Below are 25,128 nucleotides of genomic sequence, written 5' to 3'. Positions count from 1 at the left end.
CTTGACTAGACTTAGTTGCCCCATATTGATTTTCTCACAGATTCACTCACTACGTCTATGAAAATATCTCGCATGCCTTTAGCGATTTCACTGCCAGCACTTGCTATGTATTTTTTAAACTTTAGTTGAGCCACATTACTGTTTGTAGAGTTTCTAATTATAGCGTTTACACTTGCCTTAAAATCTTCTTTTTCAGCCTCCGATAGCTTCTCACTAAAATCAATCAACTCATTTGCAGCATTTTGCTGTCTCTCCGTCCATGTATATGGAGTACCGCAGTTTTCACAGAATTTAGGCTTTTCATAGTCATACAAACCTATAACTCCAGTTACGTGGTAAAAGCCTTTTATTAAGCTACCACATGACTGGCAATTCATTACTGTTTTCTCGCCACATTCATTACAAAACTTTTGCTGAAAGTTAGGTGATGTTTGTGCCATGGGAGTTATAACATGACCATTTAGACAGATTTGTGCTACATCGTAGTAGTTCATTTCGCTTGAGTTTTACTAATGGCTTTTACACGCGAGAAAAAAGCCCCTCTCCTGTTTTAGGAGAGGGGTTTGGGGTGAGGTTAGTTCAGTGAAATGTACGGCTTGTCCGCAATCCCCATGGCAGTGGCCGTCGTGGTCAGTTGCTTCAGGGTATTCAGCGTACTCTCGTCAGCGCTGCTCTGCATCATCTTCAGCAAAATGGCCGATACGCTCAGGTTGCGCACGTCTTCCGAGTTCATGCCGAACTGATTAATGAACTGCTGCAGGTTCTCACGGAAGTCTACATGCCCGTTACCGTTTGGCTGGAAAAACGTCTCCTTCACGGTGTTCAGCACTTCGCTGTTGCCCACCAGTCGGTCCACTTGCTTGCCTTTAGTGATGGAGCCCACGATCTGGTCGAAGAACATGGTCTCGCCACCCACGATGTCGATCTTCGCTGACTTCAGGGCTTCAGAAATTACCTCGGCTTGTGAAGCGGCAATGTCTTTCTGGATGTTGATCTGAGCCAGTTCGATCGACTTGTCTTTCTCCAGACGCAGCTTGAACTCTTCGTGCTCTTTGCCCACGCCATCCAGCTTGCGCATGGCTTCGGCTTTCTCCTCTATACCTTTGGCATCCACGGTGAACTTCTCTCCGATCACACGTGCTTCTGCCAGTCCGCGCTTCTCTTCGGCAGCAGCCAAGTTCTCTACTACAGCTGCATTAGCTATACCTTGCTCTTTGGTTACTTTGGCAGTTACCATACCCATTTTCTCGTCGGCTTCAGCCTGTGCATTGGCTTTTGCTTTGATCACCAGCGCCTCCGCTTCGCCTTCTTTCTGACGGGCGTGGGCTTTCGCTTCCATTACTTGTGCTTCTGACAAACCAATAGCTGCTGCCTGCGCTGCCTCGGCTTCTGCCATGGTTTTGATGGCCTGCGCACGGTTGTTCGAAGACACCTGTTCCGCCTCCGCGTCGATCAGCATTTGCTTGGCACGGAACTCCGCCGCCTGACGGGCTGCTTCTGCGCTCTTGATCTCTTTCACCAGCGACTCTTCTGCTTCACGCTCAGCGTTCTTTATTGCAACCGCTTTTGTACGGTCTGCCTCAGCAAAGGCCTTGGTGTCCTTAATTTTTTCTTCCTCTTCCACCACGGCTTTCTCCACGGTTACACGCTCACGGATGATGCCCTGTATGTTCTTGCGCTCTTCTTCGATGGCTTTCTCTTTCTCGATCTGCGCCAGTGCCACGATGCGCTGTTTTTCATTTTCTTCCAGCAAACGGGCCTGCTCCACTCGCTCCGTCTCGATCGCGTCGGTACGCTGCTTGCTGCGCTCGGCTACCAGAATCTGGCGGTCTTTGTTCTGCTCCGCGATCTTCACTTCCTCGTCGGTGGCGATGCGGGCTTTCTCCGCTTTCAGGCGCTCTTCGTGGCGCACTTTCTCCATCTCGGCAAATTCACGGGACTTGATGTTGGAAATCTCACGCTTTTGCTTCTCTTCGTTTTCAGCCAGTTGCTTCTCCAACTCTAGGATGGTTTCCTGCGCCTCTACGTCCTGCTTCTTGATGGTCTTCTGCTTCTCGCGCTCGATCAGGTTAGCCTGTACCTTCTGCTTAGCCGTCAAGTCGATGATCTTCTTGATACCTTCGGCGTCAAGGATGTTGTTTTCGTTCAGGTGGGTTAGTGGTGTTTGCTCCAAGTAGTCGATGGCGCAGTCGTCCAGCACATACCCGTTCAGGTCGGTGCCGATGGTTTGGATGATTTGGCGCTTGAAATCGTCGCGGCTGTTGTAAAGCTCCACGAAATCAAAGTGCTTACCCACGGTTTTCAATGCTTCGGAGAACTTGGCATCAAACAGACTCTCCAGTGCCGGATGATCAGAGGCCCGCTTACAGCCAATGGATTGCGCCACCTGAATCACGTCCTCCGGCGTTTTGTTCACGCGCAAAAAGAAGTTCACCTTGATGTCGGCACGCAGGTTGTCTTTACAGATCAAACCTTCGGAACCTGTTCTGGAGATCACGATCGTCTTGAGCGTAATGTCCATCACTTCCAGTTTATGGATAACAGGCACCACAAAAATACCGGAGAAAGACACTTTCGTATCGCCCAGACCGGTGCGTACCATGGCTTCGCCCTGTATGGCTTTCTGGTACATTTTGATAACCATGGCAATGAAGCCAATGGCGACTACCGCCAGCACGATGACGATAGACATGGATAAAGATTCAATCATGTGAATTAAAGGATTTGGTAAGGTTGTATGAGGTAAAATTTGTTTTCAGCATTATACTCCAGCACCAGCGCGGTTTCGCCTTTCTGCACAGCGGAGCCTTCAGTAGTCTTGACATTCAGTAAGAGTGGGGCGCCTTTGGTCGTAACCGTCGCTTGGCCCAGTTCCGTAGGGTTGGCTGGGAGAATGACGGTACACACCTGACCGATGATCGTGGCTACCGAATCATGCTCGATCTCCATGGCGGCAAAGATCTTCACAAAAGGCCTTGTCAGGATCTTCGAGACAAAAAGTGCCGCGATGAAAGACGGGATAAGGTATAGCAGCCCCAACAGTGCATAGTCGTTGTTGAGATAGTAGTTGCCCAAAATGGAGATTGCCCAGAATGGCAGTGCCAGAAAGGTCAGGAACACCATGAAGGGCACCTTGCCCAAGTTAAAGAAAGCCAGCACGGAGTTGAGCCACGTCACCGAGGACACGCCATCGGCATCCACTTCCGCCTCTACTTCTACATCAAAGAAGTCAAGGTCCAGAAAGCCAAAGATGACGGCCACCCAATAGAGTAGCACAAAAACCAGTAAGGCAGTTGGGATGAGGTTGACACTGGAAAAAGTAGCTTGTAAAAGTTCGTTCATAGGTAGTATTTGATAGCAACATGTATTGTGCTATAAATATAATAGAATATTCATAACAACACATATACTCTGCTTCAATTTGCATTAGTTTTTTTCTTACTAAGGTATATGTTACAAGCTTACCTTATCTTTGCACCAGTATTAAAACCGCGCTGTGCCGTTCCGGCCGGCGACATATTTATATGGAATCACGCTATAGCAGCCAAATTATATCGATCGAAGGATGGGTACGGGAAGAGACCTTCCGCTTTTTCAGCACCTTCACCCAGCCGTTTTTTAATGTCCACACGGAGGTAGATATCACCCCGCTTTATACCTACTGCAAACAGCATGGTCTCTCAGTTTCACTGGGTTACATGCATGCCACCACGCAGGCCGCCCGGGCCACAGACAGTTTTTTGCTGCGCATCAAAAACGGACAGGTCGTTAAGTTTAGCGGACTAGACATGTCCACCACTATTCTGAGAGATGATAAAAATATTGCCTTCACCCACTTCCCTTTTATTGAGAGTTTAGAGGAGTTCTGCTCTGTGGGTACTGCGATTATTGCGGAGGTTAAGAAAAGCAAAAAACTGTTTAACGGTCACCAAGGTATAGACCTGCTGCACATGACCACCCTGCCGTGGTTTACCTTTAAAGGAATGGAACATGCGTTCTCGATCGGCCAAGAAGATCCGGGTGTACCGAAGATCGGCTATGGCAAACTAGAAATGCGCGAGGACAAGGTATACCTGCCTATGAGCATTGGTCTGCATCATGCCTTGGCAGATGGTTACCACCTGCATTTATTCTTAGAGCAGTTGGCTCGGGTCATACAAAGCTATGCGCTGAAATCTTAGTTGAAAAATTATTGAAAGTATTTAACGTCTACCAATTCTCTCCCAACTGGCGCTTAATCAATTCCTGCATCCTCTCATAATGCGAGCCCTTCCAGTAAACACGCAGGCAGTTTGTACACTGGTAAAATTCCTCAAAATAAAGCCGGGTCTTCGGAGGCAGCTGTTCTAGCACGGCGTCTTTGGGGACTGCTACAATCAAGCCATTGCAAACCATACAGCGGGTAAAGGGCTTGATGTGATCTACTAATCGGAATCGTCTTATCACTTCAGCCAGCTGCTCTTCGGTGTGCTGCGACCGCAGCCAGTAGCCAATAGGTATAATCTTATTTTTGAGCAGGTTTACATCCCTTGTCAGCACGATGCGTTGCTCCGCTTCGGCTATACCTGCAATCGCTTTGTCAGTAAAGGTATTTTCATAGAGCGTGTCGAAACCCAGCATGCGCAGCGATTTGGCCAAGGTGCCCAAGAGCACATCCAATACAAATTTCAGGTCGCCTATACCTTGCAGCAGCAATTCTTCCCGCCCGTCATAGGGGTATACCTCCACCCTATCTTCTCGCTGCAGTCGGTGACTGAATGAAACAGCTTTCCCATTTACAAGCACCTCCCGGATCTCCGCATGCGGCACGGCGATGGCCTCAATCATATCCTTCACCGTTTGGTGACCGGAGAAGGTATAGCTAAACCAAACCTTCCGCTTCTTACTGCGCAGGAAATCGTTGAGGGAGCCGTGAAAGTAAAATTCGGCTGTTTGTTGCATGGCACAAGGTATAGACTCCGGTATACGGCAAATAAAAAGCCCAAGCAGGCGCTCGGGCTTTTTACAATTAACAAAAACCAATTCTTTGTTTTATGTACAGGCTATCATATCTACAGATGGCTATACCTAGTTCGCTCTGCGGGTCTCTTCTTCGGCACCACCCGTGCGGCGGCGTGAAGGGCCTGACTGCGCATTTCCGAAGCGATAGTTAAAGCTGATCGTGGCCACCTGCGTGTCGCGGCGCTGGTAGAAGTTCTCGGCGTAGCGGGCCAAGTGGGTAAAGCCACGGGCCTTGTTGGTATAAAAGGCGTCGGTTACGTTCAGTTTCACGCTGGCCTTCTTGTCCCAGAACTGCTTCTGCACCCCCGCCGACACAAACCATATCGGGTCGACTTCCAAAAAGCCATAAACCTCGCGGCTTCTGTATACTCCCACAAACTCGGCAGACCAGTCGTTCGGCAGCTTGATCGTGTTGTTGGAGTTTAGGTTAAAGGTCGGTATACCGTTGCTAAGATCCGTATCGGCGAGGCTGCCTTTATACAGTCCGTAGTAGATGGTAGCGTTATTCACGCTGTTGAACCAGTTGCCGATGGAAAAGGGTGCTGTTGTCGTCAACCCGAAGTAGTCGAGCGTGGCTAGGTTCTCAAACGTCTGCCTCACCAGTTTCTCTCCCTCAGGGGCCGGCGCAAGCACCTGCACCATCACGTCGGTGGTACGGCTGTAGCTCAGTTTGGTGATAAAGCGCTGGTCGAAGGTATGGGTCAGTTCGAAGGCGTAGGACAGTTCAGGTTTCAGGTATGGGTTGCCGGCTGAGTAGGTGCTAGGATCCAGAAAGTTCTTAAAAGGATTGAGTTGGTTGTAAGACGGACGATTAATGCGACGACTCACTGATACGCCGAGATCGTGTTTCTTGTTCAGGCTGTAGTTCATGGCAGCGCTCGGGAAAAGTTGGGTATAGTTGCGGTCAAAAGGCTTGTTGTCGGGCACGTCGGACAGTTGCTCTCCTTTGGCAATGGTGTTCTCCAATCGCAGACCCAGCTGCACATTCAGTTTATCCCCTTTCCTGTTGGCATTCACATAGGCAGCGTTAATATTCTCATCGTACAGAAAGTGATTGCTCTTGTCGGTGTCGAACACATTGCCTCCGTTGCTGCGGTCGAAGAATTGCAAATCGTTGTCGGCGCTCACCAAACTGCTCTTCAAACCGGCCTCCAAATTGCCTCCTATGGCAGTCAGCGGCTGCCGGTAATCTACCTTCGCCGATTTGATGGTCAGGTTACCATCCAGTGTGCCGTATAGCAGGTATGGGTCACGCAGCTGCTCGTTGCTCAGGTTGTAATAGTTGGTCGTGAAGTTCTGCTCGTCGGTGTTTTTAAAGGCGATGTAGTCCACGTCTGCGGTGATCTCGCGGCCCAGACTATCAATGGTGTGCTTCAGATTGAAGTTGATGCCTTGGTTGCGGCGACCATGCTCCACCAGCGCATTGGTCAGGAAAGAGGATTCCGGCTGATTGGCGGCATTGATCACGGCGGAACTGTTATCAGAAGTTCTATCGATATCCATTAAGAAGCCATTGGCCACCACCCCGACAGTCGTTTTGGAAGAAAGGAAATAGTCGGCGCCTACGCGAGCACTGTGGTTGTTGAAAGTCATGTTAAAGACATTCTGCTGATCGTAAGCTCCAATGTATGCCCCATTTTCGTCGAAGAAGCGGCGGTAGATATCCAGTTCATTAAAGTCTTTGCGCAGCACGTAGTTGTAGTTACCGAACACGTTGAACTTCTTGGCCCGGTGGTTCAGCTGCAAACCTTGGTTGGACTTGGCATAGCGCCCCTGCCCGAATGAAGAGGAGAAGGTGCCGTTCGTACCCAGACTCTTGTCACGCTTCAGACGGATGTCGATGATGCCGGAGTTGCCCGCCGCGTCATACTTAGCAGATGGGTTCGTGATCAACTCGATCTTCTCTACACTGTTAGCTGACATACCGCGCAGCATGTTCGCCAGTTCCGGGCCTGACATCGGTACCGGTTTTCCGTCCACCATCACGATCACCCCCTGGCGGCCGCGCATGCTGATGTTGTCGTTCTGGTCCACCACCACGCCCGGTGCTTTCTCCAGCACCTCCAGAGCCGTGCTGCCCGCCGACACAATGCTGTTCTCCACGTTCACCACCGTCTTGTCAAGGTGCTGTTCTATGAGTGGCTTTTGCGCCTCAATCACCACTTCTTTTAGCGCAGTGGCGGCTTCGCTCATCATGATGGGGCTGAGTTTCACAGTTTCGTCGGCGTTGGTCACATTGGCCTCCATGGCTTTTGACTTCCCAAAACCCACCATGCTGGCCACTACTTTGTATTTCCCGATGGCTATACCTTCAAAAAGAAAAGCGCCAGCCTCGTCAGTCAGTGTGCCTTTTACCAGCGAGGAATCTGCCGCCTTCAGCAGGAGTACATTGGCATAACCCAGTGGCTTGTCAGCCGACTCGAGCACCTTACCTGCTACGGTGGCCTCCTGTGCTTTTGAGACTGAAAAAGTCAGCCCTAGAAGAAGTGTTAGAAGCAGATAGCGAAAGGCTTTGCCTCTGGTTTTGTCTTGTTGTGTTAGAGAATGGTTCATGTGATTTGAGAGTAAGGTTATTCATAGTTTATATTTCTCTATCCTAAATGTGTGCCAACCATATTAAAGATTGATTTACAGCACATTACAACCAATTATCAGCAAAACGAGCTGCTTTTCTGTTCCATAATGGACACCTGCTGTTCTGAAATGGACACTATTTGTAAAGATGGGGCGGACACAAATGATGACTGAACAGACATGTAAGTTGCATGCCCGGGCAGTGGCGGTGTGTTAAATATTTGTTAAACAGCATTGAAAGAAGCTAAGGGATACCAAAACGGGCTTTCTACACCTGACTTTCCATATATTTTTGAGGCTTCTCCGTATAAATTCCCTAATATTATGCTCCCTTTCGACACAAAACCTCTCCCATAGGTATGGAATCATATTTTCAGCTGAAAAAGAACAATACCACTATTAAAACGGAGGTCCTCGCCGGCCTTACCTCTTTTCTGGCGACGGCTTACATCATCGTGGTGAACCCGGCCATTCTGAGTCAGGCGGGCATGCCTTTTTCGGGAGTGCTCACGGCTACGGTACTGGTTTCATTTTTCAGTAGTGTCATGATGGGGCTTTATGCCCGCAATCCGATTCTGGTAGCGCCGGGGATGGGGCTGAATGCCTTCTTCACATTCTCCGCCGTGATGGGCATGGGCATTTCGTGGCAGGTGGCGCTGGGGGCCGTTTTCTGGTCAGGCATTGTTTTCCTGTTGCTTTCGCTTTTCAATGTGCGCACGCTCATTGTCAAGGCCATACCACGTCCGCTGCGCTATGCCATCGCGGCAGGCATCGGTTTGTTCATTACCCTGATCGGCTTCATCAACGCAGGTTTCATTGTCTCACACCCTGCCACTACCATAGGCCTCGGCACGCTTTCACCGTCAGTGCTTACTTTTCTGGGCGGTCTTCTGCTCATGGCGATCCTGATTACCCGCAACGTGACGGGCGCTATTTTGCTGGGCATCGTACTCACCACTTTGGCTGCATACCCGCTGGGTCGCTGGTGGGGGACTGATGTGGACCCGATCATCAGCTGGCAAGGGCTCGTGTCGGCACCAGACTTCAGCTTGATCTTTCAGCTTGATCTGATTAACTCCCTGCAGTTCGCTGTCTTCCCGGTGATCTTCGCTTTTGTCTTTACCGATCTTTTCGACAGCCTTTCCACTTTCGTGGGTCTGGCCGAAGCCGCCAATTTGACCGATGAGCACGGCGAGCCCCGCAACGTGAAACGATCACTCGCAACAGATGCGGTGGCAACTACTTTGGCGGGTTTGGTAGGCTCCAGTCCGGGTACGGCTTATATTGAGTCGGCTGTAGGTATAGAGGCTGGTGGACGTACCGGTTTAACGGCTGTGGTTGGCGGCTTGCTCTTTTTGCCCTTCCTTTTTTTAGCGCCGCTGCTTTCTATGATTCCGGCCATTGCCACGGCCCCTGCCTTGGTCTTGGTGGGTGCTTTTATGGTGCGGCCGGTGGTGAAGATCAACTGGCTGAAAATGGATGAGGCTATACCTGCGTTTCTAGCCATGGTGCTGATTCCGTTTACCTACTCCATCTCACAGGGTATCATCTGGGGTTTCCTGAGCTGGGCCGCCCTGAAGGTGGCAACCGGTAAAGGCAGGAGCATGTCGCCTACGCTGTGGGTGATCGTGGCGTTTTGTGTGCTGGCCTTGGTAATGCAGTCGCATTAAGGTATACATCATCCCTTCACAATAACCCCAAAACACTTTCTGCTAAACACTAAATAATCCCTACTTCTTCCTTAAATTAGGGCTCTCAAGCAGAACCCTATGATCAAAAAATTAGCACTATCAGCATTACTGGCAGCCGGATCGGCTTTGTCAGTCGCTGCGCAAGACGCGCCTTCTTGGATGCGCTATCCGGCTATTTCTCCGGATGGCAAAACCATTGTTTTCACCTACAAAGGGGATCTCTATACCGTGCCAGCCGCAGGCGGTACGGCTACCCCGCTTACCCTGCACGAAGCACACGACTTCATGCCGGTTTGGAGCCACGATGGCAAGTCCATTGCCTTCGCCAGCGACCGCTACGGCAACTTCGACATCTTCGTTATGCCGGCCACGGGCGGTGTTGCCCAACGCATTACCTACCACTCGGCCAACGAATTCCCTTACGAGTTCAGCCACGACAACAAGACTGTCTACTTCGGCTCCAACCGATTGGACGCGGCCAGCAACCGCCAGTTCCCAACGGCCTACCAGCCGGAGCTGTACCAAGTGGCGGTTTCAGGCGGCCGCGTAACACAGGTGCTCACCACCCCGGCCGAGGAGGTGAAACTGAGCCGCGATGGCAGCAAAATGCTCTATCAGGATAAAAAAGGCGGTGAGAACCAGTGGCGCAAGCACCATGTGTCATCCGTGACCCGCGACATCTGGGTATACGACACCAAAACCAACAAGCACAGCAAGCTCACCACTTACGAAGGCGAAGACCGCAGCCCGGTTTTTGCTGACAATGACAAGACCATCTACTTCCTGAGCGAAGCCAGTGGCACCTTCAACGTGCACAAAATGGCGGCGCAGGGTCCTGCCAAACCTGAGCAGGTAACCTCCTTCGAGAAGCATCCGGTGCGTTTCCTTACTGCTGCCAACGACGGCACGCTGAGCTTTAGCCAGAATGGTGAACTGTATACCAAAAAGGCTAGCGGACAGGCGCAAAAACTGAATATACGCATCGCCACCGACGCCAAAACCAACAACGAGAGCATCCTGAAGGTCGGAAACGGCATCAGCAACCTAGCGGTATCGCCCAATGGAAAAGAGGTAGCCTTTATCTACCGTGGCGAGGTGTTTGTGAGCGCAGTGGAAGGCTCCGTGACCAAGCGCATTACCAACACACCGGAGCAGGAGCGCAGCGTGAGCTTCTCACCTGACGGCAAGTCGCTACTCTACGCCAGCGAGCGCGGCAAGAGCTGGAAGATCTACAAAACTGACATTGTGCGTTCCGAAGAGCCTTACTTCTATGCTTCCACCCTGCTGAAGGAAACAGCCTTGGTTGAGAATGACAAAGAGAACTATGATCCTCAGTACTCGCCTGACGGCAAAGAGATCGCTTTCTTGGAAAACCGCATGACGCTGAAAGTGCTCAACCTTGCCAGCAAGCAGGTGCGCACCATTCTCAACACCAACGAGCTGTTCTCCATGCGCGACAACGACCAGTATTATACTTGGAGTCCGGATGGCAAGTGGCTTTTGTTTGAGTACTCTGAGCCGGGCTTTGCCAATGGAGAGGTGGGCATTATCGCGGCTGACGGCAAAGGCAAGAAGATGAACCTGACCGAGAGCGGTTACAACGACTTTGCCCCAAAGTGGATGATGGACGGCAAAATGATGATCTGGAACAGCACCCGCGACGGCATGCGCAGCCAAGCCAACAGCGGCGGCTCCCAAGCTGACGTTTACGCCCTCTTCTTTACACAGGACGCCTTTGACAAGTATAGACTGAGCAAAGAGGATTATGCCTTGCTGAAAGAGCAGGAAGAAAAAGCGGCCAAAGAAGAGAAGGAAAAAGAACAGGAGAAAAACAAAAAGAAGAAAGCCAAGAAAGACGAGGTCGCCAAGAAAAATGATGTGAAAATCCACTGGGAGGGCATGCCTTACCGCAAAGCCAAACTGACTCTGCACTCCTCTACGCTTTCCGATGCCCTGATGTCGAAAGACGGCGAAACACTGTATTACCTCGCCAAGTTTGAGAAAGGCTTTAACCTGTGGTCGACGAGCCTGCGCTCCAAGGAAACCAAAATGCTGGTGCCCCTGAACGCCAACCGCGCCCGCATGGTATGGGACAATGAGCAGAAGAACATCTTCTTGGAGTCTGATGGCAAGATCGTAAAGCTGGACCCGAGCAACAGCAAGCAGGAAACGGTGAAGATCGACGGTGAGATGAATCTGGATGCCGCCGCTGAGCGTGCCTTCATGTTTGAGCATGTATGGCGCCGCACCAAGCAGACCTTTTACACAACCAATCTACACGGCACCAAGTGGGACGAGCTAAAGGCCGATTACGAAGCCTACCTGCCACACATCAGCAACGAGCATGAGTTCTCTGAGATGCTGAGCGAATTGCTGGGTGAGCTGAATGTATCGCACTCCGGTTCCAGCTACAACAAAAATGACCCGAACGGCGATGCCACGGCTTCGCTGGGCATTTTCTACGATCAGACCTATACCGGCAATGGCATCAAACTCGACGAAGTGATCGTGGGCGGTCCGTTGAACAAGGCCGGTTTGGACCTAAAAGCAGGCATGATCATCGAGAAGATCGATGGCGAAACTATCACGCCGGACAAGGACTTGGCACAGTTCCTGAACCGCAAAGCCGGCAAGAACACGCTGCTGACCGTAACGGACGCCAACGGGAAAAACAGAAGAGACGTTACCGTAAAACCGATTCCACAAAGCGAAGAGAATGCGCTGCTTTACAAGCGCTGGGTGCGCCGCAACGCGGATGAGGTGGATCGTTTGAGCAACGGCCAATTGGGCTACGTGCACATTCCGGGCATGAACGACCCGAGCTACCGCACCGTGTACGAAGAGGTGATGGGCAAATACGCCAACCGCAAAGGTATGGTGGTGGACACCCGAAACAATGGCGGCGGCGATTTGGTAGCTGACTTAGCCATGTTCTTGAGCGGCAAGAAGTTCTTGGACTATACCACCGACACCCGCTCAGCCGGTTTTGAACCATCTTTCCGCTGGACCAAGCCGAGCATCGCGCTGGCCAACGAGGCCAACTACAGCGATGGCCACTGCTTCGCTTACAGCTACATCGACCTAAAACTGGGCAAGCTGGTAGGCATGCCGGTGCCGGGTACCTGTACCTTCGGCGGTTGGGAAATGCTGCAGAACGGCAATGTGCGCTGGGGTGTGCCCCCACTGGGTGTGAAGGACATTCAAGGCCAGTACCTCGAAAACCTGCAGACAGAACCAGACCTGAAAGTTGCCAACGAATACGAGTTGGTGAGCAAAGGCAAAGATCAACAACTGGAGGCAGCCGTGAAAGAACTGCTGAAGGACATAGAAGCACAGGGAAGCGCTCAGAAATAAGCCGTCCTTGGGTACAGCAAAAGCCCCGGCCTAGGTCGGGGCTTTTTGTTTGGTGATAAGTTGTGGCCCCATCATTACGAGATGCTCACCTGAGCGGCCAAAAATCAGGAAAGGTATAAGGGTCTATTACATTTTATTCATACCTTGATACTATAAAATCATAAGGCTTATGCAATCCACGGCACAACTCATACAACTCTGGCAGGAAGGCCGCACGCGCTTCACACAACTACTGGATAAGTTACAGGAAGAAGACCTGAGCAAGAAACTCCCTCCTGCCCCCAACAGCATTGGATTTCTGGTGCGGCATATAGGCGATGTAGAATTGCTGTTCGCCAAAAACGTATTTGGTCAGGAGTTGCAGGTACGGGCCAAGACAGTTGTAGCCCAGCGGGACACGGGCGAGTGGACTAACTTCGGGGAACTGAAGGATTACGTAGCACACTCCGCTCAGAAGCTACAGCAGGCGATCGAAGCACAGACCGACGAAGATTGGAACAGCACAATTACGACAAAGGAATTCGGCACGAAGACGAAGGCGGAAGCACTGGGCCGCATCACCACCCATACCGCTTACCATGCCGGGCAAATTAGCATGTTGTTAAAGTATGGTCAATTGTCTTAGCTCTTGTCATTCCATGTACACAGATCTCATCTTCCTAGCATGCAAACCACTTACGACACCATAGTAATCGGCGGTGGGCAAAGTGCGCTAGCCTGCGCCTACTATCTTAACAAAGCCAAGCTCAACTACCTTTTGCTTGATGACCAAGCCAGTCCCGGTGCTTCTTGGCGCCAATGCTGGGAATCGCTCACACTCTTCTCTCCTGCCGCCTTCAGCAGTTTGCCCGGTTGGCTGATGCCGGAGAGTAAAGGCCCTTTTCCGAGTCGCGAGGAGGTGATCATCTACCTGACCCAGTATGAAAACAGGTATAACATACCAGTTGAGCGCCCGGTGCAAGTAGAGGATGTTTGCTACAACGAGGGTTTGTTCGAGGTAAAGAGCAGTGGCAAGACTTATCATGCCCGTTCCGTGATCAGTGCGACCGGCACGTTCCGAAAGCCTTTTATACCTGCCTACACAGGAGCCGAAACATTTAAAGGCATACAGCTGCATTCTTCTGAGTATAAAATCCCTGAACCGTTTGCCGGGAAGCGGGTGCTAATAGTGGGTGGTGGCAATTCCGGCGCTCAGATTTTGGCCGAGGTCTCAAAAGTAGCCAACACGACTTGGGTAACGCTGGATGAAGTGACTTTTCTGCCCGATGATGTGGACGGGCGCGTTCTTTTTGACCAAGCCTCGGCCAAGTATTACGCCATGCAACACGGTAAGGAAGTACAGCCGTCTCAGTTTCATGTAGGCAACATCGTGATGGTGCCACCTATGAAAGAGGCCCGTGACCGCGGCGTGCTGCATACAGTACGCCCTTTTGAGCACTTTTACGAGGAAGGCGTGATTTGGCTTAACGGGGAGAAAGAGCCAGTAGATGCCGTAATATGGTGCACCGGTTTCGGCTTTGCGCTAGACCATCTGGCCTGTTTGCAGTTAAAAAATGAAGCTGGTAAAATAGCTGTTGAGGGCACGCGTGTAACACAGCAACCGGGCCTCTGGTTGGTCGGTTACGGCAACTGGACTGGCTTTGCCTCCGCCACCCTCATCGGTGTGGGGCGAACAGCACGCAAAACGGTACATGAGGTGCAGGAGTTTTTGAAGAGGGAATAAGTTTCAACACCCCAAACTACTTAACATAATTTTCGCACTAAAACTACTTAAACCGGTCGACTGTCCAGCTCCCTGATCTCCTTCTTGTAGGCGTGTGGCAGGATGATGGATTTCAATAGCCACTCCGCTCTGAACTTCCTGCTTAGTTTATACACGCCCAGCACAGGGCCCAGCAGTGAGATCTTACCCAAGGCCAGCTGCTCCCGCACAAAAGGCGGCACAATCAGTTTCTGTCCTTCCAACAGCAGTTTATACCTGATCGGCCCAAGATGTTTGCGATACTGTTTGTACAGGTCGAAGGTATGGGGACTCTGCTGCAGGTTCTGCTTCAAGTGCTCTTCCCGCATCGTCTGCCACTCAGAGAAAGAAGCTGGCAGTCCCTTCAATCCCATGCGGGCACCCACACGGTAAAACACTTCGAATACTTCGGCTTTTTCTGCTTGGCTTAATTCCCTTTCCAGCAACTCTTGGGAACGAATAGAGTAGTCAATCAGCATAAAAAGCACGTCCCGGTAGGCCCAGTCAGGTATGGACATGCCCCTTTTTGACTCCACACCGGCATGTATTTTTGCCATGGTGTCGATGGCCTTATGCGCCCCCTCCCTGCTCGAGAAAACGATTTGACGGGCATAGCCCACGGTAGAAAACAGACGCCCCAGCGGATCGGCAGGTAGCTTGCCTGTGAAGTATAGCCAGTCAACCGCCTTGTTAAGGGCAAACTCGGCTGAGGCCCCGGCAAATATAAAAAGGATGGTGTCCCCTTTACCCCAGATCTCACGCACGATGCTTCCCTCTCTTACAAAGTATTCCATACCTGTTGAACAAAGGCTACACTTAAAATGTGCGGCATGGGTCATTTTTTTAAAATCACATTTTAGACAGAAAAGAAGGAAATCAACCCTACATTACTGGTAATCAGATACATTTAAAAAATACAAGATAGAAATTTTGCTGTATCTCTTGCACGTTAGAAAATTTTGTGCTTATCTTTAAGCTCAGCTTTTAGCCAAACTGAACCCCCGCTTAGCCTGCCCTCACTTATTTTGGGACGGGCTAAGCGGATTTCTTTTTTATGATAAACTACAATCCCAAAGACTGGTTCGTTTTTATCTTTCGCTTCTCGAAAGCCGACACCTTCCGGAGGCTGCTGCCGCTCATGCTGGCGGTTGGTGTCTATTCCGGTTTGATCGCCTACCTAGAGCTTAACTTCCTGAACCTTGCTGAGACACAGTACATCCGCAATGTGGGGATGATGCACGGGGTATTGGGCTTCGTGATCTCGCTCCTACTTGTGTTCCGCACCAACACGGCCTACGACCGTTGGTGGGAAGGCCGCAAAATATGGGGAGGCCTTACCAACAGTTCCCGTAATTTGGCCATCAAGCTGCAGGCCATCGCCACCGACGATAAGGACAAGCAGTTTTTCCGGCTCATGATTCCCAACTATGCCTTTGCACTTAAATGTCTGCTGCGCGAAAACGAGGATTTCCATGAACTGGACCCGGTGCTTGATCTCAAAAAGGAAAAACACCTACCTAACCAAGTCGCAGCCAAGCTGTATACCCGCCTCAATGCCATGCAGACGGAGGGCAAACTTAACACGGCCCAAATGCTGGTCATCAGCGAGGACATCAAAGCGCTGACCGACCACTGCGGTGCCTGCGAGCGCATCAAAAACACGCCGATTCCCTTCACGTATAGCGTCTTCATCAAAAAGTTCGTGTTCTTCTATGTCATGACGCTGCCTTTTGGTTGGGTATTCAGCCTTGGCTATTTTATTATACCTGTCGTTATCCTGATTCTGTACGCACTGGCCAGTTTGGAGCTGATTGCCGAGGAGATTGAGAATCCGTTTGGCACCGATCCGAACGACCTGCCAGTGGACCAGATCTGCCATAACATACGCAAGCACGTTAGTGAGCTGTTAAGCTGATTAGAACAAACTAAGTTCTATGGCAGCACAACCAGTAGAGGAATAATTCTATTTGCCTATTTAAAATTATTTCACTCTTTTTCAGCGGCTTACACTTAGCTATTTCCCCTCTCTACCTATTAATAAAGCAATAACTGTATCTTTTTGAATATAGCACCGTATTCACACCATCCAAATAGCTATATAGCTTTTGCTATTTAAGGTTTGTACACCACCAATAACTATTATTCAAAATGAAAAAATTACTATTTTTCCCACTAATCCTTCTAGTTCTTTTTACGGTTACGAGCTGTAATGACGACGATGATGATACACCTGTTCCAGCAATATCTGAGACTGAGCAACTGCTCTTCGGAAACTGGTTAATGAATACTGAGGAATATAAATACTATGATGAAAATGGCACTGTTGTTCATACAACCGGTCAGGAGAATCTAAACAATCAGTTTGAGTACAAAAATGATAATACGGTGCGTTTCAAGATTGGCGAAGACCCTACTTGGTACACGCGTAAGTTTGACCTTGAACTAGACGGTGACCCTAAAATGCTGAATGTTTACAATGCAGCTGGTGACGAAGTAGAGATCGCTTACAGAATACAGAAACTGACAGCTACCGAGATGGTTCTGGTACATGAGTACGACAACGACACCTATGAGAAAGACGGTGAAACGTATGAGGCTGCCAAAGTAGCTAAAACGTATACTTACGTTAAACAGTAAGGCTCACCGACCTCACTAATAACAAAAAAGCCTTCCGAATTGGAAGGCTTTTTTTATACCCTTCATTGTCTTTAAATGTATCTTTGGGCTTTCAATTAACCCACATCCCATGCAGCCAGACGCGTCCATACTTACCGAACTTGTACGAATGAAAATGCCTTTCGGCAAGTACAAAGACACGGTGCTCTGCTACCTGCCGGTCTCCTATTTGGAATGGTTTGCGCGTGAGGGTTTCCCTCCCGGCAAATTGGGTATGCAGCTGGCCACCCTCTACGAGATTAAAATAAACGGACTGGAACATCTGCTAGAGCCCCTAAAGCGACAGGCCCGCTTGCGCTAAACTGCATTATTACCTAAGTTCGTCGAAACTGTACTTGGCATCGTTCCAAAAAGCATCGAGGGCGATGATGCGGGGCTTGAAAAATGAAATAAGCGCCGGCCAGTCGTTCTGGTTGAACACACTCACCCCCGGCAACTCGGTATAGATGCGACTGACCAGTTTGCCCTGTTCGTCATAGGTATGCAGGTCCCACTCCCACTCCTCTCCCACAGCCTCATGCAGCAAGTCTTTCAGGGCTTCAAACTGCTCAAAAAACAGCTGCTGTATCTCAGGGTCACGCTGGTTCAACTCTATACCGATGGAGGCTTTCTTTTTATCAGTCTGCATTTTGAAAAACACGTCCTTCAGTCCGGTCTTGTAGTTGATCCAGTTGGTCGGCATGCCTTCAGCGGAAACGACCGGCGCCATATACTGTCCAAACGCGGTCCAGAAGGCCTGTCTGAGTTTTGAAGTTTGTTCACGTGTATACATATCACAAAATTGGCAATTGCCCAATAGATTAGCAAGGTATACGGATGAGAAGACGGTATGCAACGCTAATTTTACGAGAGTTGCTAACAACGGTCATCCTTTATCAGACGTAGTAAAAACAGTATGCTAAGGCTCCTGTTCTCTTTGTCTATTTTGTTGTTAACCACTGGCTGCCAAGCGCAGGACAGCCGGGAAAAGTTGCAAACCTCCCACCACGTCGGCGGCCCCTGCGAGGGATGTGAGGCGATACATGAGTACGGCGATAAAATCCTTTCTCCTGTCGATACCCTGCCTAATTTCGGCAAAGCCGGAACCGACAAAATCAAAGTGACCGGCATTGTATACCAGCAAGATGGAAAAACACCGGCAGAGGGCGTGATTCTCTATATCTACCACACGGATGAAACTGGTATCTATCCGAAAAAAGGAGATGAACATGGCTGGGCCAAACGCCACGGCTACTTGCGCGGTTGGGTCATGACCGGTTCGGACGGGCGCTATACCTTCTATACCTTGCGCCCTGGCACTTATCCTACTAGAACGGAGCCCGCCCATATCCACGCCACGGTAAAAGAGCCGGGTAAAAATGAGTACTACCTCGACGACTACCTCTTTGAAGGTGATCCCCTGCTTACCCAAAAAGTGAGAACTTCACGACCAATGCGCGGTGGGTCCGGCATTGTGACATTAAAGGAAAAAGACGGCCTACTGGTGGCAGAAAGAGATATCGTCCTAGGGCAGAACATACCTTCCTACGACTAGCCATACCCACATCCAAACAACCGGACACTTCTGCAATTCGCAACTAATCAAGTGCAATATCGTTGCTTGTTACATATATAGACTGCCTGTAGTATTAGCACAATAAATGGTGTCGCAGGCTTTTAAACAACAAAACAATGAAAAAGAACATAATAACCAGTTTGATGGCATCCGTCATGCTGCTAGCCACTGCCTGCCAAACCAACCCGGTGACAGGCAAGAAAGATGTGATGTTTATGTCCGAAAGCCAAGAGATTGCACTTGGCAAGGAGGCTGACCCACAGATCGTAGCCCAGTTTGGACTTTACGAGGACCCCAATCTGCAGCGCTTTATTAATGAGAAAGGCCAGCAAATGGCTCAGATTTCGCATCGCAACAACCTTAACTATGAGTTTAAGATCGTAGACTCGCCCGTGATAAACGCTTTTGCCGTACCGGGTGGCTACGTATACTTTACACGCGGCATCATGGCCCACTTCAACAATGAGGCGCAGTTTGCCGGTGTACTTGGCCACGAGATCGGCCACATTACCGCGCGCCACTCAGCGCAGCAGCAGAGTAAATCCATACTGGCGCAGGGTGGCCTGCTACTCGGCATGATTCTGTCTCCGACCGTCGCACAGTATGGCCAAGAGGTGTCGCAGGGGCTTGGCCTGTTGATGCTGAAGTATGGTCGTGATGCCGAACGCGAATCTGACCGTCTAGGTGTGGAGTACTCCACCAAAATAGGATATGACGCCAAAGAAATGGCTGACTTCTTTACCACACTCCAGCGCAAACAGGAAGAAAGTGGACAGGCACTGCCCTCTTTCCTATCCTCACACCCTGACCCGGGCGACCGCTATACTACTGTAAACCAATTGGCGGCAGAAGAAAAAAAGAAACAAAACCTAACCAATGCGCAGATCAACCGAAACAGCTACCTAAAGATGATTGACGGCCTTATCTATGGGGAGGATCCAAAGCAGGGTTTTGTGGAAAACAGTGTCTTTTATCATCCAGTATTGAAATTCCAGTACACCATGCCCACCAATTGGGGATACCAGAACTCTCCACAGCAGGTGCAGATGGGCCCTAAAGACGGAAGTGCCGTGATGATACTGACACTGGCCCCCGGAGCTAATTTGCAGGAAGCCGCCCAACAGGCGATGCAACGCTACCAGTTACAGCCTACAGAAAGTAAACAGGTAACAGTGAACGGACTTCCTGCCCTTGCGGTGGTGGCTGATCCTCAGCAACAACAGCAACAACAGCAGCAGCAACAGCAGCCTTTGCGGACACTCACTTATTTTATTCAGCATGGCGAGAATATCTATAGCCTGATGGGTATCACGACCGTCCCTAACTTCAACAGCTATTTCCAGGTGTTCAGTGGCAGTATGCAAAGCTTCCGAGAGTTGTCTGACCCCGATAAATTGAACAGACAGCCGGAGCGTATAAAAATCGTAACGGTGTCGCAGGGTACCTCACTGGCACAGGCACTCCGCAACAACAAAGTGCCGGATGCCCGCATGAACGAGCTTGCCGTGCTAAACGGTATGGAACTCAACGACCAAGTACAAGCCGGCACCATGATCAAAGTGATTGGTAAGTAGCCAAGCAACAACTGAATAAAGTATAGGCTTAAATAAGAATCCCCCTGCTCGCAATAAGCAGGGGGATTCTTATTTAAGCTCTAACTGGTAAGAGCAATTCTATTCTTTCACTTTCAGCATTTTATGCACGGTTTTCTTACCGCCCTGCTCCACCTGCATGTAGTAGATGCCCGATGGTACGCGCTTCAGTTTAACATGCTCTTGGTGGCTTTGCTGGTGCTTCAGGAAGCGCACGGTCTGCAATTGTCGGCCCGTTATATCGATAAACTGTACCTGCACGGGTCCACGGTAATCGCCCTCCAAACTAAGCACTGTGGCCTCCTGCATCGGGTTTGGATAGACGGCCACCCCAGTGCCTGCCAATTCTTCTTCGGCAGAGAGCACTAGCCCCTGCCACGGCACCAAACCCGGCTGAGGAGTTTCCAGTCGCTTGGAGGTATAGATATGGAATTCACCCGGTTGTAAATCCATCTGCTGACCGGCATCTTCTATCCTGTTTTCGCTGCCTGTGAAGTAATCGTACCATACGCCTGTTGCTGGGAAGTTGGCATTCACCTGCTGCATTCTTGTATCAAAGTTACCTAGGATGAATACATCCATGTCGTCGTGCAAAAGGGAGATGCGCTTTACGTACCCGTTCAGTTGCAGGTCAAAATTGTCAGTGGAGAAAGCCGGTTCGTTTAGTTTGAGCTTGATCAACTCCGCATATACCTGATACAGCTTCTGGCGGTCAGCATTCTGTTGGTACTCCCAACGGATCGGTTTCTGACCGGTACGCCCGTTTTGGTTGATGGGCACATCATAGCCCAATTCACCAAATTGCCAGATCATTTTAGGGCCGGGTATAGGCAGGAAAAAAGCCGCAGCCAATTTGGCACGGTCAAGGGCGGTGCCCAAGGTGCGGGTGTTGTAACTGCCATTGCGGTTGCCGTAAGTAAGCACATCATACATCAAGCGCTCCTCATCATGGCTTTCCATGTAACCGATCACGTAAGGCTTCTCCCACTCACGTGCCTGATGGGAGATCCACTGCGGATTGGCCTGCACGCCTTTGGCCATGTTGCGATAGTCATGGCTCAGATTACCCCAGAACAGCATGCCATAATTAGCCAGTTCTTTCTCTTCTTGGTTGTCGGCAAAGTGTTCCAGTATCACATAGGCCGTTTCGTCGTAGCTTCTGATCTCATTGTATATGCGCTTCCAAGTGGCTACGCGGCTTGCATCGTAAGCACTCCAGGCACCCACGTTCTCGCCTGTGTTCTTCTGTGTGAAGCCTTTCGAAAGGTCAAAACGGTACCCGTCGATGTTGTACTCCTCGATCCAGTGGCGGTTCACACGCTCCACTAAGGCTTTGGTCGCCTCGCTTTCATGGTTAAAGTCGAAGAACACACTGAAGGGGTGCGTGGCCTGCTGGTTAAAGAAAGGGCTGTTGGAGGCCGGACGGTTGCCATCCCAGTACATCCGCACATAAGGGTACTCGTAGTCAGCCTGATTGAGCACAATATCTAGAATCACGGCTATACCAAACTCGTGGCATTTATCGATGAAGGCCTTGAGGTCGTTTTTGGTACCGTAGGCTTTGTCCGGCGCGAAGAAAAATGTTGGGTTATAGCCCCAAGAATCGTTCCCGGAAAACTCCATCACCGGCATCAGTTCAATGGCGTTTATACCTAGGCGCTTCAGGTAAGAAAGCGTGTCGGCTAGGGTCTGGTAATTGCGGGCCGCTATGAAATCACGCACGTGCAGTTCGTAAACCACCAGATTCTCTGGGTCAGGGCGATCAAAGTCAGTCACTTTCCAAGTATACTGCTCTTGGTTGGTCTGCAGTACCGACACAATACCGCTGGCCCCGGCTGGATAGGCTTTTAGGTTTGGATACGTGTTGGCCGGAATATACTGGTCGTTGTTAGGGTCCAAAATCTTTTCGGCATAGGGGTCTGCCACCGCCAAGGTACCGTCTACGAGGTACTGATAGGCTACTTCTTGGCCAGCAGGCAGGTTATTCAGCTCGATCCAATAGCGGTTGCCATCGGGTGTGCGTCTCATCAAATGCTGTTGTGTACTCTGCCAGTCATTGAACTCGCCAATGGCATACACAAAGCTTTTGTGGGGTGCATATAGCACCAACACGGCACTGGTTGCGCTGGTGTAGTTCACGCCGTCCTTCATTCCGGCCGGCAGCGCTGCCGTAACTGGCTGCGGTTTAACAGAGAACGTAAAGCTTTCTGTAGCGGTCTCGTCTCCGATCTTGGCTTCTACGGTTACGGTTCTGGCGACACCCGGCAGTACGCCGGCATTAACGGAGATATTTACCTCGTCTGCATCGCTGTCGGTGTGTATCACCACATTATCGAGTTTCACGGTCACATCGGCCTTGGAAGAGATAACCGCTCGGACAGGTATACTGCTACCGGCATCGACGAAGAAGTTCTGCTCTGCCGGCTCACGAATGGCCACCTGCAGACTGCCGTCGTAAATCTTGATGATGAAGTCCTCTGTTTGGGCGGTGCCATTGCCATTTTTGAGAAGTAGACCCAGTTTATCGATCGTTTCACCGGCTGGCACGCCAAAATAAGTGCGTGGCGTTAGCTTGATCTCCCATCGGTCATTGCCGAGCGGGGTCATTTTGCCCGGTGCAAAAGGCTGGTTGAAATTCGTCTGACCGGCCGGCTGGTATTTAAAAGCATCCGTCGATCCAACCGTGCCTGCGCCTGACCACAGGTATACATCGCCAGTCTGGTTGAGTAATCCGCTCGCGCGACCGTCCTTCGCCTGCTTCACATCAAAAATGAGGGTGATCTCCTCGTCTCCGGTCGGAAACTCGGGGATGGTGGTTACCGCTTGGGCGAACGCCTGCGTACCAATGGCCAAGAAAAAAATGAAGAGCGCACAAAAGCGACAGAGGTATTTGTATGCCATAGAAAATTATAGTTAGATAATGAGAAACTTTATAGTATAAATTGGAAATGAACCAAATGCACAAGCGGTATACGGAAATAAGCGAATTTCTATCGTAACAAGGCCTACAGGAGTCGTTAACATACCTCGGTGCCAAGTGACAGCTTAGTCTTTACCCGTAAAGCCCCATTCGCTAACACTAAATGTTATAACACTGGATAAGGCTACGTTATTTTTCAAAGCCTAAAGGTATGATTTTAGATTAAATTCTAATATTATTGTTGCAAACCGTAGACAAAACGGGTCAATCGAGCATGGATGAGTTGGTAGTCTGGGGCAAGTTTAAAGCAGGAAGCGAAGAGGAGTTTTCGCAGCTTTACCACTATTATGCACCCGTTATGCTCCGTTACGGCCACCGCATCACAACCGACAGAGAACTTATACGCGATAGTTTGCAGCAAGTGTTCTACAGCCTCTGGCGGAGCCGCGAAACGTTGGGAAACCCGGCCAGTGTGCGCAATTATCTGCTCAAGGCCATCCGCAACGAGATCATCAAAAAGGCGAACCGCGACAAATTGCACGAGTCACTGCCCGAGGACTACCACTTTGAGTTGGAAGACTCTCATGAGCAGACCCTCATCCAGCTGCAGGCAGCCGAAATTACCCGCCAGCGTATCGCCGATCTGCTCACTCAACTGCCTGCTCGGCAGCGGGAAGTCATCTTTCTAAAATATTACGCCAATCTGAAATACGACGAGATCTCAGCCATTATGGACATTGAGCAGGAGTCAGTATACAAAATCACTTACAAAGCTATTGCCCGCCTGCAAAAGTTACTTGCGGGCTTCTCATTACTTCTTTTTTCTCTCCTGCACTCCTAGATCAAAATTATCTTATTTATTTACAGACAGTTAGGGCTAACCTAAAAATATTTTCCTTTCCACAAGGGATATTCTGAGTTATGACCGGCTATAGTCTATATAGACACCGCCGCCAAACTGAAACCCACAAGTTGAACCGACATGAACCACGCAACAGCCACTGCAGCTGAACTGGCAGTAGACCACGAATTCATCCGATGGGTGAAATACCCTACCCATGAAAGCAATGTTTACTGGAATAAATTTGCCGATGCACATCCCTATAAGGTGAAGGAACTGGCAGAGGCCCGTCAGTTGGTACTGTTGCTCTCGCAAGAAGAAGCGGATCAGGAGGCTTATGACCACGATGTGCACCAAGTATGGGAGCACCTGCAACAGACCCTGCGACAGGATAATAAAGGGAACAGTGATGGAGGAAAGATGATCTCAATGTGGCACTCTGTTCCGAAAGCGTGGCTCTCGGTAGCTGCTGCCAGTTTACTGGTTCTGGCAGGCGTTTTCACATTCTACAGCCTGCAACGCGATCAGCCCCTGACCTATGCTACTACTTTCGGCGAAAAGCGAACTATCCAACTTCCTGACAATTCCGTAGTAGTACTTAACGCCAACTCAAGTATAACTATACCTAGCAAATGGTCTAGCAACAGTCCCCGCGAGGTAATACTACAAGGTGAGGCATATTTTTCTGTTACGCATCAACCTAATAGTCAAAGGTTTGTTGTAACAACAAGTAAAGGAACCGCCATACATGTACTTGGCACCGAATTTAACGTATACGATCGCGGCCACGAAGACCGCGTGGTATTGGCAAGTGGCAAAGTAAACCTCAGCTTATTCCAAGATGGCAACAAGCAGCAAATAGAAATGGAGCCCGGCGATTTAGTAAGTATAACAACTGGCGCAGGCGTATCACGCCGGCGGGTAGACCCTGCCTTGTACACCGCTTGGCAGCATAACAAGATATATTTTGATGACTATACCCTAAAAGAAGTAGCCGAAATGCTCGAGCAGCAGTACGGCTACCGGGTGCAGTTTAGCAGCCAAGAGCTGTCGGAACAGAAAATCACCGCTTTTTTGGAAGTAAAGAATGCAGATGATATCCTTAGCACCCTAAAAGAGACTTTTGAGGTGCAGATTACCCAAAAAGAGAAAACACTATACATAAGCTCACTATAATTAACCA

The 25,128-nt window shown here is 50.0% G+C and carries 20 protein-coding genes; 12 read left to right on the top strand and 8 right to left on the bottom strand.

All coding sequences use genetic code 11. The features are described from left to right. Positions 1-11 precede the first annotated feature (11 nt). From Q1A04_RS15635 to Q1A04_RS15625, 3 genes are all read right to left on the bottom strand, one after another. Entirely contained in the window at positions 12-494 is a 483-nt protein-coding gene (locus Q1A04_RS15635) for a DUF2321 domain-containing protein (RefSeq protein ID WP_299707873.1), read from the bottom strand. Between the two features lie 80 nt (positions 495-574). Next, positions 575-2,710: a flotillin family protein gene (locus Q1A04_RS15630; protein WP_299707871.1), complete on the bottom strand. Its 2,136-nt coding sequence runs from the start codon at positions 2,708-2,710 to the stop codon at positions 575-577. Positions 2,711-2,715: 5 nt separating this feature from the next. Then, positions 2,716-3,342, bottom strand: coding sequence for an OB-fold-containig protein (locus Q1A04_RS15625; RefSeq protein ID WP_299707869.1), 627 nt, complete (start codon positions 3,340-3,342; stop codon positions 2,716-2,718). A gap of 182 nt (positions 3,343-3,524) precedes the next feature. On the opposite strand from Q1A04_RS15625, the gene Q1A04_RS15620 reads away from it, so the two are divergent. After that, positions 3,525-4,181, top strand: coding sequence for a CatA-like O-acetyltransferase (locus tag Q1A04_RS15620; protein WP_299707867.1), 657 nt, complete (start codon positions 3,525-3,527; stop codon positions 4,179-4,181). 28 nt (positions 4,182-4,209) lie between these two features. On the opposite strand, the gene Q1A04_RS15615 is transcribed toward Q1A04_RS15620, so the two are convergent. Both Q1A04_RS15615 and Q1A04_RS15610 read right to left on the bottom strand, forming a co-directional pair. After that, the gene (locus Q1A04_RS15615; RefSeq protein ID WP_299707865.1) at positions 4,210-4,941 is read right to left on the bottom strand and encodes a Mut7-C RNAse domain-containing protein; all 732 of its coding nucleotides are present in this window, start codon (positions 4,939-4,941) and stop codon (positions 4,210-4,212) included. Between the two features lie 126 nt (positions 4,942-5,067). Continuing rightward, on the bottom strand, positions 5,068-7,554 hold the full coding sequence (locus Q1A04_RS15610) for an outer membrane beta-barrel family protein (RefSeq protein WP_299707863.1): 2,487 nt from the start codon (positions 7,552-7,554) through the stop codon (positions 5,068-5,070). Between the two features lie 380 nt (positions 7,555-7,934). Here Q1A04_RS15610 and Q1A04_RS15605 point away from each other — a divergent pair, with 380 nt between their 5' ends. The 4 genes from Q1A04_RS15605 (at position 7,935) to Q1A04_RS15590 (ending at position 14,343) form a co-directional block, all read left to right on the top strand. Continuing rightward, positions 7,935-9,245 (top strand): NCS2 family permease, encoded by a 1,311-nt coding sequence (locus Q1A04_RS15605; protein WP_299707861.1) that lies wholly within the window; start codon positions 7,935-7,937, stop codon positions 9,243-9,245. A 99-nt stretch (positions 9,246-9,344) separates the two neighbouring features. Continuing rightward, positions 9,345-12,620 carry a S41 family peptidase gene (locus Q1A04_RS15600; RefSeq protein ID WP_299707859.1) on the top strand — a complete coding sequence of 1,092 codons (3,276 nt, stop codon included), beginning with the start codon at positions 9,345-9,347 and terminating at the stop codon, positions 12,618-12,620. 169 nt (positions 12,621-12,789) lie between these two features. Beyond that, positions 12,790-13,245, top strand: coding sequence for a DinB family protein (locus Q1A04_RS15595; protein WP_299707857.1), 456 nt, complete (start codon positions 12,790-12,792; stop codon positions 13,243-13,245). Between the two features lie 39 nt (positions 13,246-13,284). Further along, the gene (locus Q1A04_RS15590; RefSeq protein WP_299707855.1) at positions 13,285-14,343 is read left to right on the top strand and encodes an ArsO family NAD(P)H-dependent flavin-containing monooxygenase; all 1,059 of its coding nucleotides are present in this window, start codon (positions 13,285-13,287) and stop codon (positions 14,341-14,343) included. 47 nt (positions 14,344-14,390) lie between these two features. On the opposite strand, the gene Q1A04_RS15585 is transcribed toward Q1A04_RS15590, so the two are convergent. After that, positions 14,391-15,155 carry an oxygenase MpaB family protein gene (locus Q1A04_RS15585; RefSeq protein ID WP_299707853.1) on the bottom strand — a complete coding sequence of 255 codons (765 nt, stop codon included), beginning with the start codon at positions 15,153-15,155 and terminating at the stop codon, positions 14,391-14,393. Between the two features lie 260 nt (positions 15,156-15,415). Between Q1A04_RS15585 and Q1A04_RS15580 the strand changes: the two genes are divergently transcribed. The 3 genes from Q1A04_RS15580 (at position 15,416) to Q1A04_RS15570 (ending at position 17,338) form a co-directional block, all read left to right on the top strand. Continuing rightward, positions 15,416-16,276 carry a bestrophin family protein gene (locus tag Q1A04_RS15580; RefSeq protein WP_299707851.1) on the top strand — a complete coding sequence of 287 codons (861 nt, stop codon included), beginning with the start codon at positions 15,416-15,418 and terminating at the stop codon, positions 16,274-16,276. A 365-nt stretch (positions 16,277-16,641) separates the two neighbouring features. Then, on the top strand, positions 16,642-16,998 hold the full coding sequence (locus Q1A04_RS15575; protein ID WP_299707850.1) for a hypothetical protein: 357 nt from the start codon (positions 16,642-16,644) through the stop codon (positions 16,996-16,998). Between the two features lie 109 nt (positions 16,999-17,107). Next, on the top strand, positions 17,108-17,338 hold the full coding sequence (locus Q1A04_RS15570) for a DUF3820 family protein (protein WP_299707848.1): 231 nt from the start codon (positions 17,108-17,110) through the stop codon (positions 17,336-17,338). Positions 17,339-17,347: 9 nt separating this feature from the next. Here Q1A04_RS15570 and Q1A04_RS15565 read toward each other — a convergent pair whose 3' ends face one another. Beyond that, positions 17,348-17,809 (bottom strand): DUF4268 domain-containing protein, encoded by a 462-nt coding sequence (locus tag Q1A04_RS15565; RefSeq protein WP_299707846.1) that lies wholly within the window; start codon positions 17,807-17,809, stop codon positions 17,348-17,350. 123 nt (positions 17,810-17,932) lie between these two features. Here Q1A04_RS15565 and Q1A04_RS15560 point away from each other — a divergent pair, with 123 nt between their 5' ends. Together Q1A04_RS15560 and Q1A04_RS15555 are read left to right on the top strand one after the other, a co-directional pair. Then, positions 17,933-18,571 (top strand): intradiol ring-cleavage dioxygenase, encoded by a 639-nt coding sequence (locus tag Q1A04_RS15560; protein ID WP_299707844.1) that lies wholly within the window; start codon positions 17,933-17,935, stop codon positions 18,569-18,571. Between the two features lie 137 nt (positions 18,572-18,708). Continuing rightward, on the top strand, positions 18,709-20,166 hold the full coding sequence (locus tag Q1A04_RS15555) for a M48 family metalloprotease (protein WP_299707842.1): 1,458 nt from the start codon (positions 18,709-18,711) through the stop codon (positions 20,164-20,166). 99 nt (positions 20,167-20,265) lie between these two features. On the opposite strand, the gene Q1A04_RS15550 is transcribed toward Q1A04_RS15555, so the two are convergent. Beyond that, complete coding sequence (locus Q1A04_RS15550) at positions 20,266-23,085, bottom strand: alpha-amylase family glycosyl hydrolase (RefSeq protein WP_299707840.1); 2,820 nt, start codon at positions 23,083-23,085, stop codon at positions 20,266-20,268. 293 nt (positions 23,086-23,378) lie between these two features. Here Q1A04_RS15550 and Q1A04_RS15545 point away from each other — a divergent pair, with 293 nt between their 5' ends. Together Q1A04_RS15545 and Q1A04_RS15540 are read left to right on the top strand one after the other, a co-directional pair. After that, positions 23,379-23,945: a sigma-70 family RNA polymerase sigma factor gene (locus tag Q1A04_RS15545; protein WP_299707839.1), complete on the top strand. Its 567-nt coding sequence runs from the start codon at positions 23,379-23,381 to the stop codon at positions 23,943-23,945. Between the two features lie 141 nt (positions 23,946-24,086). Then, positions 24,087-25,121, top strand: a complete 1,035-nt coding sequence (locus tag Q1A04_RS15540) for a FecR family protein (protein WP_299707838.1) — start codon at positions 24,087-24,089, stop codon at positions 25,119-25,121. Positions 25,122-25,128: the final 7 nt, after the last annotated feature.

The organism is uncultured Pontibacter sp. (genome assembly GCF_947499215.1).
Classification (GTDB): domain Bacteria; phylum Bacteroidota; class Bacteroidia; order Cytophagales; family Hymenobacteraceae; genus Pontibacter.
This window is presented reverse-complemented; position numbering and strand designations above follow the sequence as displayed.